Source organism: Pseudoalteromonas sp. meg-B1 (assembly GCF_003173795.1).
In the GTDB taxonomy this organism is placed as follows: Bacteria; Pseudomonadota; Gammaproteobacteria; order Enterobacterales; family Alteromonadaceae; genus Pseudoalteromonas; species Pseudoalteromonas undina.
In genome coordinates this window covers 76,351-94,332 of record NZ_QGQU01000004.1, presented here as the reverse complement: position 1 = coordinate 94,332, position 17,982 = coordinate 76,351, and the positions used below count along the sequence as shown (strand labels likewise).

At 39.0% G+C, this 17,982-nt stretch carries 15 protein-coding genes and 1 tRNA gene; 9 read left to right on the top strand and 7 right to left on the bottom strand.

Annotated features, from left to right (window positions below; all coding sequences use genetic code 11):
* Nucleotides 1–44: 44 nt before the first annotated feature.
* Entirely contained in the window at nucleotides 45–431 is a 387-nt protein-coding gene (locus tag DK924_RS14535) for a DUF4112 domain-containing protein (RefSeq protein WP_010391373.1), read from the top strand.
* 46 nt (nucleotides 432–477) lie between these two features.
* Here the strand turns inward: DK924_RS14535 and DK924_RS14530 are convergent, their stop codons facing one another.
* Complete coding sequence (locus DK924_RS14530) at nucleotides 478–1,176, bottom strand: 2'-5' RNA ligase family protein (protein WP_109875530.1); 699 nt, start codon at nucleotides 1,174–1,176, stop codon at nucleotides 478–480.
* Between the two features lie 196 nt (nucleotides 1,177–1,372).
* Here DK924_RS14530 and DK924_RS14525 point away from each other — a divergent pair, with 196 nt between their 5' ends.
* The 5 genes from DK924_RS14525 (at nucleotide 1,373) to DK924_RS14505 (ending at nucleotide 8,392) form a co-directional block, all read left to right on the top strand.
* Nucleotides 1,373–4,558 (top strand): HD domain-containing phosphohydrolase, encoded by a 3,186-nt coding sequence (locus tag DK924_RS14525; RefSeq protein ID WP_109875529.1) that lies wholly within the window; start codon nucleotides 1,373–1,375, stop codon nucleotides 4,556–4,558.
* Nucleotides 4,559–4,723: 165 nt separating this feature from the next.
* Nucleotides 4,724–5,278 carry an elongation factor P hydroxylase gene (locus DK924_RS14520; RefSeq protein WP_054202145.1) on the top strand — a complete coding sequence of 185 codons (555 nt, stop codon included), beginning with the start codon at nucleotides 4,724–4,726 and terminating at the stop codon, nucleotides 5,276–5,278.
* Complete coding sequence (locus DK924_RS14515) at nucleotides 5,268–6,410, top strand: ATP-NAD kinase family protein (RefSeq protein WP_109875528.1); 1,143 nt, start codon at nucleotides 5,268–5,270, stop codon at nucleotides 6,408–6,410. The genes DK924_RS14520 and DK924_RS14515 overlap by 11 nt, the downstream gene beginning before the upstream one ends.
* Before the next feature lie 3 nt (nucleotides 6,411–6,413).
* Nucleotides 6,414–6,689, top strand: coding sequence for a YfcL family protein (locus DK924_RS14510; protein WP_010391380.1), 276 nt, complete (start codon nucleotides 6,414–6,416; stop codon nucleotides 6,687–6,689).
* Between the two features lie 143 nt (nucleotides 6,690–6,832).
* On the top strand, nucleotides 6,833–8,392 hold the full coding sequence (locus tag DK924_RS14505) for an AbgT family transporter (protein ID WP_109875527.1): 1,560 nt from the start codon (nucleotides 6,833–6,835) through the stop codon (nucleotides 8,390–8,392).
* 1,052 nt (nucleotides 8,393–9,444) lie between these two features.
* Here the strand turns inward: DK924_RS14505 and DK924_RS14495 are convergent.
* Both DK924_RS14495 and DK924_RS14490 read right to left on the bottom strand, forming a co-directional pair.
* The gene (locus tag DK924_RS14495) at nucleotides 9,445–11,274 is read right to left on the bottom strand and encodes a DEAD/DEAH box helicase (protein ID WP_054202149.1); all 1,830 of its coding nucleotides are present in this window, start codon (nucleotides 11,272–11,274) and stop codon (nucleotides 9,445–9,447) included.
* 160 nt (nucleotides 11,275–11,434) lie between these two features.
* Entirely contained in the window at nucleotides 11,435–11,698 is a 264-nt protein-coding gene (locus DK924_RS14490) for a GrxA family glutaredoxin (RefSeq protein WP_008114535.1), read from the bottom strand.
* A gap of 291 nt (nucleotides 11,699–11,989) precedes the next feature.
* On the opposite strand from DK924_RS14490, the gene DK924_RS14485 reads away from it, so the two are divergent.
* Nucleotides 11,990–12,436, top strand: coding sequence for an Hsp20 family protein (locus tag DK924_RS14485; protein ID WP_010391385.1), 447 nt, complete (start codon nucleotides 11,990–11,992; stop codon nucleotides 12,434–12,436).
* Nucleotides 12,437–12,495: 59 nt separating this feature from the next.
* Here the strand turns inward: DK924_RS14485 and DK924_RS14480 are convergent, their stop codons facing one another.
* The 4 genes from DK924_RS14480 to DK924_RS14465 form a co-directional block, all read right to left on the bottom strand.
* Nucleotides 12,496–13,011 carry a hypothetical protein gene (locus tag DK924_RS14480; protein WP_109875525.1) on the bottom strand — a complete coding sequence of 172 codons (516 nt, stop codon included), beginning with the start codon at nucleotides 13,009–13,011 and terminating at the stop codon, nucleotides 12,496–12,498.
* Nucleotides 13,008–14,198, bottom strand: a complete 1,191-nt coding sequence (locus DK924_RS14475) for a peptidyl-prolyl cis-trans isomerase (RefSeq protein ID WP_109875524.1) — start codon at nucleotides 14,196–14,198, stop codon at nucleotides 13,008–13,010. The genes DK924_RS14480 and DK924_RS14475 overlap by 4 nt, the downstream gene beginning before the upstream one ends.
* Nucleotides 14,198–15,211, bottom strand: coding sequence for a phospholipase (locus DK924_RS14470; RefSeq protein ID WP_010391390.1), 1,014 nt, complete (start codon nucleotides 15,209–15,211; stop codon nucleotides 14,198–14,200). Before DK924_RS14470 ends, DK924_RS14475 begins: the two co-directional genes overlap by 1 nt.
* 160 nt (nucleotides 15,212–15,371) lie before the next feature.
* On the bottom strand, nucleotides 15,372–16,925 hold the full coding sequence (locus DK924_RS14465) for a cryptochrome/photolyase family protein (RefSeq protein ID WP_109875523.1): 1,554 nt from the start codon (nucleotides 16,923–16,925) through the stop codon (nucleotides 15,372–15,374).
* Between the two features lie 225 nt (nucleotides 16,926–17,150).
* On the opposite strand from DK924_RS14465, the gene DK924_RS14460 reads away from it, so the two are divergent.
* Both DK924_RS14460 and rimP read left to right on the top strand, forming a co-directional pair.
* Nucleotides 17,151–17,227 (top strand) — tRNA-Met (locus DK924_RS14460).
* Nucleotides 17,228–17,507: 280 nt separating this feature from the next.
* Nucleotides 17,508–17,963 carry a ribosome maturation factor RimP gene (gene rimP / locus DK924_RS14455; protein ID WP_008114543.1) on the top strand — a complete coding sequence of 152 codons (456 nt, stop codon included), beginning with the start codon at nucleotides 17,508–17,510 and terminating at the stop codon, nucleotides 17,961–17,963.
* The last annotated feature ends 19 nt before the right edge of the window (nucleotides 17,964–17,982 follow it).

Below are 17,982 nucleotides of genomic sequence, written 5' to 3'. Positions count from 1 at the left end.
ATTTAAATGTGCTCAGCGCACCTAAAAATAAGAGAGCTGTTAGTATGCAAAAAAACAATCAAGCTTCCATCTCACAAACTGAATATAAAGCCACCATAAAACGGCTCGAAGAGTTTAGCCGCTTTACCGATAGCAGCATTGGTATTCCGTTTACTAAATTTAAATTTGGTGTAGAGTCGTTGATTGGGCTTTTACCTGTGATAGGTGATTTAGCAGGGCTTATTTTATCTGGCTATGTACTAATTGAAGCGCAGCGCTTAGGTGTTAGCAAGCGAGTAAAAAGCCGTATTATTATAAATATGTTGATTGATTTTGTTGGCGGGCTCATTCCATTTTTTGGAGATATTTTTGATGCCATGTTTAAAGCAAATACGCGTAACACCCGCATACTTAAAAAACATTTAACAGATAAGCTAACCACAAACCCATAAACCATTTAAGTTAATAAATGTGTAATTAGCTCCCACTATTAACTATTTATTTGGCATCAAAAAAGTACTTAGCGAGTATTTCTTTTTGTTGACCAAACTGATCAGACACTCCAATTCCAATCCCAATTATTTCACCTTGTGCCTGCGGTGGCTCAGCGTGCAGTGCTTTTTTGACTAACGCTAATGCTGCGCTTTGTTCATTTGCGAGTAGTGTTAAATGCGGCTGAAAATTCTGAAATACATTAGGGCTGCCATAACGTTCAAAAGCCACAAGTTTATTAGGGTAATGCTTTACCCAACTAGGCACTGGTGCTTGATGATCGCGAAGCGGCTCAAGCTTAAGGGTAACCTCATCTGCCAATCGTTGTAATTGATATGATTTTTCTAAATTTATAAATGCCCAATTACTTGGTGACACACTAAATCCATTGGCTTTTATCTCAAACGACTGATGTTCTTTGGCAATACGCTCTACCATTTGCTTAATTTCGTTTTGTGCTTCAACGGGATAATCAGTTAAATACAAGGTGGCGTGCACGGGTAACCCTTGTTGGTAAAACGTAGTAATTTGGTGCGTAGCTAATTTATCGCTGGTGTTAGCGACTAGCTCAACAATAGGCTTAGAAGGAATAGCAAATACGTTAATACTTATGCTTTTTGCATAACTGCTGGCAGAAGTAGCCAACAGAGTTAAAAATGTAATAGAGATAAATAGCCACGATAAAGAGCTGTGTTGTTTAACCATAAGAGTGAGTCAATTTAGGTTTTTGGTTGGCATATGGTAAGCGCAATTAAGTGATCAGTAAATAAGTGCATAAAGTTTTATATTTTTGATTTTGTGACTAATATTACTTTAGCTCCATACGGATTATGGATATTGTTTTTAGCAGTATTCAACTCTCTGTATTTATTGCTCTTAAAAGTGCTTCAAGGAAAGTTCAATGATATTTAAAGCGTTAAATAAGTTAAAAAGAACAGTGCGCTTTTCTATTCGTTTAACGGTTGTGGCGGTATTTGTATTGGCAACGTCTATTACCGCCATTATAGCCACTAGTTTACAGTATTACTTCAGCGAAAAAATGGCACTAGAGTCTAACCTGCTGCATTTCAATATGACCACGCAATCTGTTGCTGATTACCTATCACGCATCAATGAAAAATCTGAAAATACTTTAAATATGATGGTTAAAAATACTTCACTAGTAGGTAATAACTTTTCAGACAAAACAGAGCTGCGTAATGTATTGAGCGAAATAATGGAATTAAACCCTCTGTTTTACGCATTTTCTATGGGCTATAGCAACGGAGACTTTTATGAAATTATCAATCTTGAGAGTGGTAAAATAGTCAGAGAGCGTTTAAATATGGTTGATAATGACCGGTGGGTTGTGATCCATATTAAAAGCGAAAAAGGGCAAAGGGTAGAACACAGGTACTACTTTGATGCTGATTTTAACTTAAGAAAACAAACCAATAAACCGACGTTTTTTGATCCTCGAGAGCAAACGTGGTTTAAACAAGCAAATTCAGAGCAGGTGAATAAAACTAAACCTTACTTATTCTCGCATTTACAAACTTCAGGCCAAACCTACTCGATTAAAACCAAAGGCAAAGACCATGTGTTAGCTCTTGGAGTTATGGTCGATAATATTTCTAATTATTTATTAACACAACAGCAGCAGTTAGATATGCATAACTCTGCGCAGTTATTTATATATAATCGAGAAGGAGAGATTGTTGCTTCAAATCAGAAAGATAAGGTTGATAAAAACAAAAGCTTGAAACAATTAACGCTAAGCGAGCAACAGCAAAAAGTAATTGCACAATACCCGACTATTACAGTATCAAACGAAACAAATTGGGCCCCTATGGACTTTAGTGTTAGTGGTACGCCCAATGGCTACAGTATTGAATATATCAATGCGATTGCGCAGCTACTGGGTATTAAGATAAATTATGTTAATGGACTTAGTTGGCAAGAGTTACTTAATTTATTTAAAAATAATCAGATAGACGTACTTCATCCTGTAGTTAATACCACAACGAATAATACCTTAGGTATGCTTAGTACACCCATGGTAAATTTGCCTTTGAGTATTGTTAACCATCAGAGCAACCCACCAATCACCCACATACAGCAACTTGCTGGTAAGTCAGTTGCAGTGGGTGAGGGCTGGTCAATTGTAAAAACATTGCAAGCGCAATTTCCAGAAATTAACTTAGTAGAGGTTCCCAATACAAAAGCGTTGTTAACGCATGTAGCCAATGGTGATACCTATGCGGGAATAGACAGCAAGGCGGTATTACAATATATCCAGCAACAATTTTTTATTGATGGGGTTCAGTATAATCAACTAGATGAAGAAAGTGCCGCGCTTTTTTCAAATGACTATCACTTATTATTTCATAACCAAGACGCTCAATTAAAAGCCTTGTTTGACTATGCAGCCACGCAACTGCCTATGCAATTTAAACAACAACTTAGTGATAAATGGCTTAATACTAATCCAGAGAAAAAATCAAAAGTTGTGGGCACTGTCCCCTATGAGCAATTAATTACTTTATTAGACGATGATAGTAATTTCTCTAATTTAAAGTTAGTGCATATTAATGGCAAAGAACAGTATGTATTTATTAAGCCTTTATCTGACTATTTATCGCTAGCCAGTACAGGTTACTTAGCCATTATGGTTTCTAAAGAAGATGTATTGAGTTCTACACGGAAAAAAATAAAGCTTTCTCTTATCATTACTGCTGTTTGCCTTATTTTGATATTACCTGTGTCGTGGTTTTTTGCATCCCCCATTGTTGCCCCAATTAAAACGCTGGTGGGTGAAAATAATAAAATTAAAAATCGTCAGTTTAAGCAAGTCTCAACCTTAAAAAGTCATATTAAAGAAATTAATACTTTAGCCAGCTCTATGGTCGAAATGAGCAAGTCGATACAACAACACGAAGAAAGCCAAAAAGCACTCATGGCTTCGTTTGTTGAGCTTATAGCTCAAGCAATTGATGATAAGTCTCCCTACACTGCGGGACACTGCGAACGTGTCCCAGAGCTAGGTATTGAGCTTGCTAAAGCCGCTTCAGAATCAGAGTTACCTGCCTTTCAAACGTTTAAATTTAAAAGTGATGAGGAGATTGAAGAGTTTAGCTTAGCTGCTTGGTTACATGATTGCGGTAAAATAACTACTCCAGAGCACATTGTCGATAAAGGCACTAAGTTGGAAGTGATTTATAATCGTATTCATGAAGTAAGAACACGGTTTGAAGTCCTTTGGCGAGATGCCGAGCTTGATTACTACAAGTCATTGCAACAAACCCCAAAAAATCAGAGTGAGCTAGCTAAGCAGTTGGCAGCTAAACATCAACAATTACTGGACGATTTTGCCTTTATTGCACAGTGTAATATTGGCGGCGAAAAAATCACAGCAGCCTCGCTTGAGCGTTTAACCTTGCTAAGCAATGTTACTTGGGTGCGGCACTTTGACGATAAGCTAGGGCTTTCACCTGTCGAAATGTATCGCTATGCACAAACGAGTGACACGCTGCCTGCTACTGAAAAGCTACTCAGCGATAAGCCTTGGCATTTAATTCCTCATGATAAACCGATTGAATATGACGAGCGTTTAGGAATAAAAATTGCTCCGTGTAAATATAAATATAATTTAGGGGAGCTTTATAATTTACAAACTTCTAGAGGCACCCTTACCGCAGAAGATAGGTTTAAAATTAATGAGCATATTATAAGTACCATACGTATGCTCGATACATTACCATTTCCTAAAGAGTTGGAGCGTGTCCCGCGTTTTGCCTCTACTCACCATGAAACATTAAAAGGAACTGGCTATCCTCGTAAACTAAGTGCCGATGATTTATCGATACCTGAACGGGTGCTGGTACTTGCTGACATTTTTGAAGCATTAACAGCAGCCGACAGGCCCTATAAAAAGGCAAAAACACTCAGTGAGTCCATTGGTATATTAGCTAAAATGGTGGCCGATCATCATGTTGATAAAGCCGTATTTGAATTATTTTTAAGTTCAGGTATTTATCTTGATTATGCTAAGCGCTATCTCAATGCTGAACAAATAGATGAAGTAGATATTTCTAAATATATAACCTAGGGCCAAAGCGTTAAAATTAAACCGCTTAGCGCTAACAATGTTTTTAATCACTTGTTTTTTACTTTGTAGATAAAAGTACGTACAATTCGCTTCGTTTTTAGTGTGCTTTATACTAATTTCATCTGTCTTTAAAGCATCGGGTTCAAACGAGTATACGAAGTATTTATGCACCAAGTAGCTGATCTGATTTCTATTTTCGAACACACTTTTTACCAAAGCTATAACACGCGTTTGGTAAAAGGTGAGCATGAGCCTATTTACATTCCCGCAAATGATACAACCCCGCATCATCAAATTGTGTTTGCCCATGGTTTTTATGCCAGTGCATTGCATGAAATAGCTCATTGGTTAGTGGCAGGTTCTCAGCGCCGTTTAAGTGAAGACTATGGTTATTGGTATTGCCCTGATGGGCGCGATGCTACACAGCAAGCGGAATTTGAATCAGTAGAGGTAAAACCTCAAGCAATAGAGTGGGCATTGAGTGTGGCTGCCGGGTTTGATTTTAACGTATCGGTAGATAATTTAAATGGTGAGCAAACTTGTCGATTTGCGTTTCAGTCTCGCGTTCATGCAAAGTTATTAGAGTTATTGCAAAACGGGTTTAACCCAAGAACAACCTTACTATTAAAAGCACTGTGTAAATTTTATAACACCACGTGGCCATTACATGCTGCGCAGTTTACATGGCGTTCTCCCGAGGAGTTAAAAGATGCAGTTTAAGTTAGGATTGATTGTAAATCCGGTCGCAGGGCTCGGTGGTACTGTGGCGCTTAAGGGCAGTGACGGTGAAGATACCGCAGCTAAAGCCATTGCATTAGGTGCAGAGCCTAAGTCAAATAGCCGCACTAAAGCTGCACTTGAAGTGCTTGTACCTCATCAATCAAACATTACTATTTATACTGTTAATGATGAAATGGGGGAGCAAACAGCAAAAGCGTTGGGCTTTAATACGCAAGTGGTTTATCAAAGTAACTCACCCACAACCAGTGATGATACCGAAGCTGCAGCTCGTTTATTACAGCAACAAGGTGTTGATTTAATCTTATTTGCTGGTGGCGACGGAACGGCGCGCAATATTTGCCATGCTGTAGAAGACTCTGTACCCGTGTTGGGCATTCCTGCTGGGTGTAAAATTCATTCCGGCGTCTATGCCATAACGCCAAAAGCCGCAGGCCGTGTAGTTGAAATGCTGGTAAAAGGTGAGCTGGTAACATTAAGCGATGCTGATGTGATGGACATTGATGAAGTGGCTTTTCGCCAAGGAACAGTAAAAGCAAAACGTTATGGTGAAATGCAAGTGCCAAGTGAAGTGCGCTATGTACAAGCGGTTAAAAATGGCGGTAAAGAAACTGACGAGCTGGTGTTAGCAGATATAGCTGCTTATGTCGTTAGTGAAATGGATGCCGATATCCTCTATGTCATGGGTAGTGGCTCTACCGTTGGCGCAGTGATGGAAGAGATGGGGCTTGAAAACACCTTACTCGGTGTTGATCTCGTTGAAGATCAAGCTTTAGTAGGGCAAGACCTAACAGCCCAGCAACTTCTTGAACTTACCAAAGAACGTGAAACAAAATTAGTGATCACTCTAATTGGCGGTCAAGGGCATATTTTTGGTCGAGGCAATCAACAACTCAGTCCTGCGTTAATTAAAGCGATAGGCCGCGATAATATTATTGTGGTGGCTACTAAAACAAAATTACAGGCTTTAAATGGCCGACCGCTGATTTGTGATACCGGCGATAGCAAATTAGATGATGAATTAAGCGGTTATATACGTGTAACCAGTGGGTTTAACGACCATATTATGTATGCAGTAGGTCATCAAGATGGGCTGCACCCAGAGGAGAAGTAACACATGAGTTTAGTAAATTACATAGATGCTGCGCAGCAATATTTTGATGATTTAGTGATAAAAGCCACCGATGACGAGTTATTTGCTGGCGGTTATTTACGCGGCCACTTTGATTTAGCCGTAGGTTATGCACAAGTTGAAGAGTTAAATCTAGAAATTGCAGAACTAAACGACACGGTTGAAAAAAGCTTAGTAAAAGCTTATCGCAATGGCGAACTTAATGAAGATGATAAAGCACTCGTAGTAAGAATATGGGATGAAGTAAAAGCACTCGCATAAGCTTTTTTTATTCATTAAAAATAGCGTGGCTACTGAGCCGCGTTTTTTTGTGCCTAAAAAAGAACTTGTTTATTCAGTTAAAATTTACCTCATTACTTAGATACGCTAAAGTAGCACAGTCTAAATTCTAGGGAACAAGTGAAATGAATAACAATAATGATGCGACAATGCCAACTGGCATAGTTGCGCGATTTTTAAATTTTGTTGAGCGGGTAGGTAATAAGCTTCCTGATCCAGCAATTATCTTTTTGTTTGCCATGTTATTAATCTGGTTTTTGTCTTGGTGGTTTTCAAGCGTCACATTTGATGCAATAGACCCTCGTACTGGCGAAGCCATTATCATTAATAACATGCTTGCCAACGATTCGTTGGCCACTTTTTTATCTTCTATGGTAAAAACATTCACCGGTTTTGCGCCACTGGGTGTAGTACTGGTTGCTATGCTAGGTGTGGGTGTTGCAGAGCATTCGGGTTTTATTAATACCGGCCTTAAATTAATGCTCAAAGTAACGCCTAGAAAATTACTAACACCCTCAATTATTTTGGTAGCTATTGTGAGCCATACGGCTACCGATGCAGGGTATGTGCTGGTTATTCCACTTGCTGGGGTAATATTTTTTGCAGCAGGTCGTCATCCGCTTGCCGGTATTGCAGCGGCATTTGCCGGGGTAAGTGGTGGCTTTGGGGCTAACTTTATCCCATCTGGGATTGACCCATTACTGCAAAGTTTTACGCAAAGTGCAGCACAAATTATTAATCCAACAATGAGCATTAACCCGCTTAATAACTGGGGCTTTGCTTCAGCATCAAGTTTATTTATTGTGATGCTAGGTTGGTATATCACCGATAAAATTATTGAGCCACGTTTAAAAAATTCACCAGTTGATGGCGAAACTCAAGACCTACCAGCATTTGAAGATGCCCGTAGTGACGAAAAGCGCGCCTTTCTTATTGCCAGTTCCGTAATGATTGCAGGTATTGCGTTATTAGCGTATGTATCTGCACCCGCTGATTCAGCGATGCGCAGCAGCGATGGCTCTTTAACAAACTTTAGTTCACCATTAATGCAGTCAATAGTGCCGCTAATCTTCTTACTGTTTTGGATCCCAGGCGCAGTATATGGTTTTACCGTAGGCACCTTTAAAAGCTCTAAAGACATGATAGATGCGATGAGCAAAGCCATGAATGGTATGGCGTATTACATTGTTATGGCATTCTTTTGTTCATTATTTATTGCTGCATTTAGTAAATCAAACCTAGGTGCTTTACTGGCAATTGAAGGGGCTCAAGTATTAAAAGCAATGGAGTTACCGAGCTCTGTAACGGTGGTAGGGATTATTTTCCTAACTGGTTTTGTAAACTTGTTTGTTGGTTCAAGCTCGGCTAAGTGGGCACTATTAGGTCCGGTATTTGTACCTATGCTGATGCAGCTCGGTATTTCGCCAGACTTAACGCAAGCAGCGTACCGTGTGGGAGATTCTAGCTCTAATATTATCACCCCGCTAATGCCATACTTCCCGCTGGTGGTGGTGTACTGTCAAAAATACGTTAAAGGCACAGGCATAGGTACGCTTATCGCGATGATGCTACCGTATTCAATCGCCTTTATGATCGGTTGGAGTATCTTCTTGCTAGGCTACTGGGCACTCGGTATCCCATTAGGACTTGATGCCAGCTACGTGTATCCCGCAGTGGCGCCTTAACTTATATCTTGATTCATAAACCTCACTCACTCGAGTGAGGTTTATATAAAAGTGCTGTAATATTCAAAGCAAGTCTAAGTTACCTTTCTAAATCTCTCACTATATAGCCAAACAAACTAGCCTCACCAAAAATATAAACATAATCGTTTTTGTTATTCATTATTGTAGACTTATCGTCGTACCACCTAAAATCATGAGTTTCGTTTGTTTTAGGATCTTTAAAATATAAACGAGTACAATTATCTTCATAATCAGAACCACACTTTTGCACATCAGTTAGGATATATTCCTTATACCAATAGTCGCCTTGCGTGTAGTAAGCCCATAATTTAATGGGGGCAGAGAATAAAAAATAGAGACTTGCATAGATTAACAAAGGGATTAATGGGTACGCGAATATTAATGATAATCTCGTTTTTGTATCTGAAAAACTATATTTAAGATGCTCTCTGTATTTACTGCAGCGTCTATATTTATTGAATACAAGTATATTTAAATAGATGAATGATGCGCCACAAATAATAGGGAATGCTATAAAGAAAATAACGTCGTATATTTCATTTGTGATAAATGGTGGATCTGTAAAGTCCATTAAAATAGGAATAATGATGCATAATAAAATAGGTAACATTATTACTACAAAGAGTAAGTTGTCGTAATTTCTTTTCAATTTTTAATTCGTCCGTGAATTATAGCCTTTGCTTAGTTTACATAAATTTTATTGTTTTAAAAATCAAAGAAAACATGTTTATACACATTAAGTAATCTGAGTTTTGGATAATAAAGCTATCTCAAGCAGCTTTTTCAACGCTAATTGCGTTGAATTTACTTACAATAAGCTAGCTATTGACGCGTAATTTCGCCTTGTTTTCACTGCAATCTCTGGTTAGAGAAAACAAACAGAATATTTTTAATTCAATATTTTAGTTAAGTATCTAATACTGGCTTGCGGCTTCAAGTTACGGAATTTAAGCTGACCTGATACCTGAATTCCAGACACAAAAAAACCTTGGCACTTTCATGCCAAGGTTTTTTTACTAAAGAGTCGTTGCTTACTTAGCGGTGAAGCTAACTGGGCGACGTTCTTTACGTGGGCCGCTTCGCTTATCAGGGCGTTGACCATCTTTATTAAAGCTACGCTTCTTGTCACCAGCAGGGCGTTCAGAACGCTCGCCGCGTGGCTCAGAAGGGCCTTGATCTTGTGTTAATGTCATACCCATTGGGCGTTTACAAATAAACACTTTTTGGAAGTGATCAAGTACATCTTTAGGCATGTTTTGCGGTAATTGTACCGTACTGTGACTGTCGTGAAGACGAATGTCACCAATAAACTTGCTTGAAATGTCTGCTTCGTTAGCAATTGCACCAACAATGTTCTTAACCTGAACACCATGCTCACGACCTACTTCGATACGGTACGTATCCATAGGACCTGCATCACGGCTATTACGCTCGCGAGGTTTACGCTCAGCGCGCTCACCGCCACGTTCGTTACGACGACCACGGTCACCACGATCATTACGGTCGTTGCGAGGGTTGCGTTCGTTACGTTCACGCGGTTGAATCTTAACTTCTTCAACTTTAATTGGTGATTGTTGCTGTGCTAAACACAGTAATGCACCCGCTAAGTCTTCAGGAGCAAGCTCAAGTTTTTGTGCCATGTTGGCAGCCACTTCGTTGAAGAAAGTAATATCTTTGTTTTCAAGTGCAAGCGTAAGCTTTTCTTGAAGCGCATTGATACGTTTCTCTTCAACAACTTTAGCTGTTGGTAATTCAACTTGTGCGATTTCAGATTTAGTATGACGAATGATATTTTTAAGTAAATAACGCTCGTTATGCTTAACGAAAAGAATCGCTTTACCAGTACGACCAGCACGACCTGTACGGCCGATACGGTGAACGTAGGCTTCAGAATCTTGTGGAATGTCGTAGTTGATAACTAAGCTTAAACGGTCTACATCAAGACCACGTGCCGCTACGTCTGTTGCAATAACAACGTTTAGCATGCCGCTTTTTAAACGATCAACTGTGCGCTCACGCGCTTGCTGGTTCATGTCACCGTTAAGTGGCGCAGCAGAGAAACCTTCGCGCTCTAATAACTCAGCTAGTTGAACTGTATCGTTACGTGTACGTACAAAAACAATAGCACCTTCATATTGTTCTGCTTCTAAGAAACGAACAATGGCTTTGTTTTTATGTACGTGTGCATTCCAAAACACTTGCTCTACTGACGATACAGTTGAGTTGCGTGCAGAAATATGAACCTGTTCAGGATTGTTCATATATTTGCTGCTGATGTTTTGAATTTGCTTAGGCATAGTCGCAGAGAAAAGACATGTTTGCTTTTCACGCGGCGTTTTTTCCATGATGTTTTCAACATCATCGATAAAGCCCATACGTAGCATTTCATCGGCTTCATCAAGTACAAGTGCTTGTAAAGCATCAAACTTGATAGTGCCACGGTTTATGTGATCGATTAAACGACCCGGTGTAGCAACAATAATCTGTGCGCCACGACGAAGTGCGCTCAACTGGATGCTGTAGCTCTGGCCACCATATAGTGCCAGTACTTCAACACCACGAGTGTGTTTTGCATATTGTTCAAATGCCTCAGCTACTTGGATCGCAAGCTCACGGGTTGGTGTGAGTACAAGGATCTGTGGCTGTTTCACAGACGGGTCAATATTATTTAGTAATGGCAGTGCAAATGCTGCTGTTTTACCTGTACCCGTTTGTGCTAGTCCCAGTACGTCCTTTCTTTCTAGCAATAACGGTATACATTGAGCTTGGATTTCAGATGGTGTCTTGTAACCCAACTCTTCAACTGCCTTTAAAATTGCAGGAGAAAGATTTAGAGATTCAAACGTGACTGGTTCTGACATTAATACGCCTCAACGAATTTAAAGAGGCGCGCATTGTATAGGAAATACGAGGCAAATGCTTGTATAAATTACAACTAATTTATATGTGTTTGATGTTGGTCGAAATTTAACCAGCTCAAGTTGTGCGTTAATTAAGCTGGTTAACAATATACCTACAAATTTACTGGTAAAGGCCTAGGTTTTCTTTGGCGTAGGCTTCAAATTCTGTAAAACCACCAATGTGTGTTTGGTCTACAAAAATTTGTGGCACAGTCGGACATGGCTTGCCTGCAGATTTCTCTAAATCTTCTTTACTGATGCCTTCTTTGATGATGTCGATGTAGCGGTATTTAAAATCATCGCGGTCATTAGCAAGTTGCTCTGCAACATCTTTAGCGCGAACACAAAAAGGGCAGCCTTCACGGCCAAAAATTACTGTTAACATAACGCTCTCCTCAAATTAGTTGACCCTAGTGTAACTAATTTCATTATTTATTACAGTGCAAAAAAACGATTATTGTGTTCGCTTTTTTTAGGGCCTGTAAAAAAATAAAAAATATTTTATAAAAAAAATCTTGAAATAAAATTGTCCGCCCATAAATAGTTATTTGAGGACGCCTGATGGGTCTTCATTTAAACAGAACTATTTGAAAATTATATTATTAATTAAATTTTGCCGTTACTTGTTCAAACGAAAAGTGGCAGCAATATATCGCTTAAATATGAGGATATTATTATGCGTACAGTAGATTTATCACCCCTATACCGTTCATTCATTGGTTTCGATCACTTAGCATCATTAATGGATGCCGCTGCACGAACTGACAAGCAGCCAAGTTTTCCTCCATACAACATCGAAGCACTTGATAAAGACAAATACCGTATCACTATGGCAGTTGCTGGATTTAGTGAAGACGAGTTAAGCCTGCAATCTGAAAACAACACGTTAGTTGTATCAGGCACTAAAGCAGGTAAAGATCAAAACGATGAACGTAAATTCATTCATCAAGGCATTGCTGAGCGCAACTTTGAGCGTAAGTTCCAGTTAGGTGACCACGTTAAAGTACTTGGCGCAGACCTAGCTAACGGCTTACTAAGCATCGACCTTGAACGTGAGATCCCAGAAGCGCTGAAGCCACGTAAAATTGAAATTGGCTCAGGCAATATGCTAGAAAGTAAATAGCTTAGATAGCACACGTATTTTCCCTGTGAAAAGCCGCCATTTGGCGGCTTTTTGCGTTGTTAGTCTTTTAAATCTATTTGCATTTGTTTTAAAGCGTTAATTTTATCTATTGCAACTTGTAGTTGTTCTTGTGAAAGCTTTTTTTGTCGGCCTTTAGCAAGTAAGTCTTCAAGTTTTAATATTTTGGCTTTTGCAGCAACAACAAAACGTTGTTCTAGCTGTCTTTGCTGTTCAAGGTGGAAATCTTGATATGCCTGGTGATTATTTAGATCACCATTGTACTGAGCCACTGGCTGAGTATTTTTTACTATGTTGGGTAAATAGGCCACAGAGGTTATTGTTGGTAAGAGCTGAGAGCTAGTATTACTAGTTGCAACCGTTTTCAATTGCGTGCTTTCCAACTCTTGAGTCATGTCATCAGCAGTAAGTTCAAGGGACGTTATTTGCTTGACACTTTTAGCTTGGTTAAGACCATCAATATTCTCTATTGTTGGTTTGCTAGTATAATGAGTGAAAAGTGTGTAAATACCAACACAAGCTAAAGCAATGACAGAAACGAAAATTTTTTTACTCATAAAATTACTCCCGTCTTATTTTGCCACTTGAGCCAGTTATTTTCATACTGTTGTGCCGCTTTTTGTTTTGCGATGGCCTTTGTTGCTTGGTATCGAACGGTTTCATCTTCTGGCGAAAAGTAATCAAACTGATGCTCATAACTGTGTATCACCACCCATTCACCTCTAGGTGTACGTATAACAGCAGAAATGGTGTTTTCTTTAGTTGTGAACGCAAGTTGTACAACCCAACTACTTTTGTTTTTGCGATTTAATTCACTATTGTATTGAGCATATATATCTTGTTTTCCTGATATTACTAATGCTTGTTTAAGTGATTTGTTATCCGCCAACGTGCGAAAGTCTACAGCATTGGTTCGACTAGCAAATTGGGCTCCGTGGGCTTTCACTTGGCTTAAAAATTTAAACTGCGATTTATTTGCTTGATAAAACGCTTTAATTTCGCTTTTGTTTACTTGTTTCTCTAGCTTTTCAAGAACGGGGCTCTGCATGTGCATCATTGTATTTATGCCTAGCCAGCTTTGAATGGAGGGTCGCAAAATATCTCCTTTAGCTATTTCATACAGATGTTCAATATCAATATTCTGCTTTGCCAAAATCGGTTTGGCTTTTAAAAGCGCTATATTGAATTGCCGTTTTTTTATTAATTCACTTTTGAATAGTTCACTATCTCCTCTATGGAGTTTAAAACGTACCTGCATTGATAGTGTATCGATAAATTCATATAAATTAATAGAGTTATACAAAATAGGGGTTAAATCGATCTGCTGCATTTTTTTAATCAAGCTTTGCATATATTGGCCATTTTTAGGGTAGGGCCCTAATGTGTGTTTAAGCCATTGACTATCATAAGTGTCAAGCTTTACCTGACTTGACTGTACCTTTATAGCTAACTGCGAATCGAACAGATTTTTTAAGTAACGTTCAACATGGTATTGAGTACTAAAACCAACGGCAGATTGTCGTTTTATTATCGCAGGTGTTTTTAGGGTTGCTTGTTGTAATAAAAACTGATTCTCATACAGACGAGTTCTAACTTCATTGATTGTAATTTCAGGTTTGTGCTTTAAATAAGCACGATGCATAAAGTTAACTTCATCACTACTGTATTGTGTAAATGAGGCCATTACTAGGGAGTGGTAAAAAGCCCCTAGTAATGTAATCACTAAAATAGCCATTTTTTTCATTAGCGAGCAACCATGGCGTGGTTTAATAAGTGCACCACCATTGCTATTGCATGGGGCACTACTTGCTTAGCTATATTAAGGCGATCAAAATGATCTTCTGAGTTGAGTACAATCCCACCTTGTGCATAAGAAAATGAACCGCCTTGAGTTAATAATGGGCGAACATCTTGGCTATTTTTATCTAAAGGCGAGAACGTTTGCATTGCTTGAGTAACGAGTGATAAATCGTTGAGCTGCTCTTGATCATAGTAATCTTTTACCCAACTTTCCCAGCTAGAGTGGTTAAGGTCTGATGTGGTCCATGTGTGGTGAGGTTGTAATAAATCAGTAGTATGAAATACAAACCCTAATACTTGAGGATTTCCGCTTTGTAAGTAACTTTGATACCAATATTGGCCTAAATTATCGATAGGTTGAAATGGCATTTCTTCAAAGTCATCGTACATAGAATAGGTTGAGTTGCTATCGATTCTGTAGTGAGATTCTGTTACACCATAACTGTTATATTTTGAAGAGTCGGCATTGAACCAACCTGTTTCCCCCCCTTTACCATCATCAAGATAGTCACCTTTAAGCCAAGCAGATGCAAGATTATCAATAGTGCCCCAAACGGTGAGCTTCTCATAATTATAACCACCAAAATCGTTTCCATGTTGGTCTGCACCTTGGGTATGATTTTGAAAATGCCAATAGCTTGTATATTTAACTATACTTTGCGCTGCTCCCCATACTGGCGCTTGAACACAGGAACCTGTAATAGCACCACAGAAAAAGGTGTCTTCAAAGTCATCTACGTCATAAGCAGCTTGTCCCAGCAGCTCGGCTAATTCAGAGATTGTCAGATTGTTTTGTGCAGCGTACTGACGTAGGGCAGCATATTCGGTGCTGGCTGGGTGTTGCTGCATATAATTTACGGCATCTAGAACAATACGTTTGTGAGTTTCTTGACTAAAAGCTTGAGCTTGGCTTGTACCGAGTAATAAAAGTGTCGCTGCAATTAATTGTTTTTTCATTTTATTCTCATCATAGTTTGGAGTAAGAGGTGCTATTAAAAAATAAGCTCATTACACTGACATGACAAATAAATTAAACATTTAATTAACAATATTACCTGATTTTGGTACTTTAATATTAACTATCAAGGATACCGCCGCCAATTGACGGCATTTATATTTATAGCTTTTCAATATTATTTAAATAGTTGTTAGCTTGCTCTAAGGTTTCTTGGCGCAATGATTCATCTTGTTTATCCCAATTACGATAAACCATGCCTATTCGCGGGTTTTTCTCAAGTCGTTCTCGGTGTTTTTGCATAAACTGCCAGTAGAGGCTGTTTAGCGGACACGCGTCTTTACCCACTTTTTCTTTTACTTTGTATTGGCAGCTTTTACAGTAGTCGCTCATTTTATTTATATAGTTGCCGCTAGCCGCATAAGGCTTAGTGGCTATGATGCCATCGTCAGCAAACTGGCTCATCCCTCGGGCGTTAGGCATTTCTACCCATTCAATTGCATCGATATAAACACCTAAATACCATTCATCCACTTCATCGGGACTGATGGCGGTTAATAAACAAAAATTGCCTATTACCATTAAGCGCTGAATATGATGGGCATACGCGCTGTCTAAGCTTTGTGTTAATGAGTGGCTTAAGCAATTCATTTTTGTTTTACCATTCCAAAAATAACTCGGCAGTACACGAGTTGCATTAAGCTGGTTTTTGTTGGCGTAATCGGGCATGTTTTTCCAATACACGCCACGCACATATTCGCGCCAACCCAGAACTTGGCGAATAAAGCCTTCAACCTGAGAAATAGATATTTCATCTTGACGTTGGTGGAACTCTTTAACCACGCGGTCGATAACATAGCGAGGGTGTAAAATTTTGGCATTTAACGCAAACGATAACCGGCTGTGATAAAAGGTATCTTTATCAGGACATTGATCTGTCATCGCATCTTGAAACTGACCAAATCGAGGTAGTAAATGCGCACAAAAATGATCAAGCGCACTTATTGCTTGCTTACGGGTTGTTGGCCAGCTTAACTGAGTTTCTATTTGTCCAAAATATTCTACGTTATGCGAATCTAAGCGCTCAATAATGGCACTCACGTCATTTTTAAATAATTTAGGCCCAGGAATATCGGCTAAATCACTTTTTGAAAACTTATTACGGTTATTTGCATCGAAGTTCCATTGCCCACCGGCAGGTTTGTCATCTTCCATTAAAATATCAAACTGCTTACGCATTGCCCGATAAAAATGCTCCATGGTGACGTGTTTATCTTTTTTAAAGCGTTTGTCTATGTCGTTAAATGCCAATAAAAAGTGCTCGCTGTCACAGGCATTCACCGTTAACTCACTATTAGTCGCGAATTCGTGAAGTTGTGTTTTTAAACGGTACTCATCTGGGTATTGATATTCTATAGAGGTACATTCATGCTGCTTGGCTAAACGCGTTAAAAGAGCGGGTAAGTCATCATCGTCTTTGGTGTCATCTAGCGTGAGATGTAATACATTGAAGCCAGCATCTTCTAGTGCATTAGCGAAGTTTTCCATGCATTTAAAAAAGGCTGATATTTTTTGCACATGGTGTTTAACATACTGTGCTTCTTGCATAAGCTCAGCAATTACAAATACGGTGTCGTCTGATTTGTCTTTAAACCACGAATGAGCAGGGTTGAGCTGATCACCTAAAATCAATTTTAGAGTGTTGTATTTTTTCATAATTAGCCAAAATTTATTTTTATACGCTGTATTTGAAAAAGCGATCGATTTCTACATGTCGTTTTAATCATAGAGCAAAGCAATAAACAGCATTGCTTTTTTTATCAACTTATTACTTATTATGGTTGCTAATTTAGTGGCACATCCTTATAATAGCGGCCATTGTTTAGTAAGTTATAAAATTTACTAACAGCGATATTAAGTTATTAACTTTTTATCTATTGGCGCGGGATGGAGCAGTCTGGTAGCTCGTCGGGCTCATAACCCGAAGGTCGTTGGTTCAAATCCGGCTCCCGCAACCAATCTTAATAGTAGGTTTAAACTTACTACTTTATATCGCGCATTCTAAGTAATGCGCGTTTTGCGTTTAAGCTAATGAAGTTTAATTTGGTCAGGGTACTGACTCGCAACCAAGCTTGGCCCTAGGCCACACAGTTTTTGCGTTTTTTGGTGTGACGCCCCGCTTGGTTCGGGGCGTTGTTGTATCTGCACCGTTTGATTTAATGTTTATCGATTAAATCAAAATTTAAACTCAGTATTTTAGGGCTATAAGCCCTTTTTTTGTTTGTATGGAGGATTTTCGTGACAAAACTTGAACAAGATTTAGTAACCATGTTAACGCCTGCGGTAGAAATGCTAGGCTTTGAATTACATGGTCTTGAGTTTGTACAAGCGGGTCGCCATTCTACCTTAAGAGTATACATTGCTCATGAGGATGGAATTTCAGTTGACAACTGCGCAGATGCAAGTCGTCAAATTAGTGCGATTTTAGACGTCGAAGACCCGATTACAAACGAATATGATTTGGAAGTGTCGTCTCCTGGTGTTGATCGTCCATTATTCAAACAAGATCACTACGAGCAGGCGCAAGGAGAGGAAGTACGCGTGCGTACTAAGCTTCCACAAGACGGTCGCCGTAATTTTAAAGGCGACTTAATAGCAGTTAGCAGCGATATGATCACACTATCTAGCGATGGTGCAGAGCATTTAATCATGCTTAGTAACATTGAACGTGCGAACATAATCGCAAAGTTTTAATTCGAGTGCGAAGGAATAG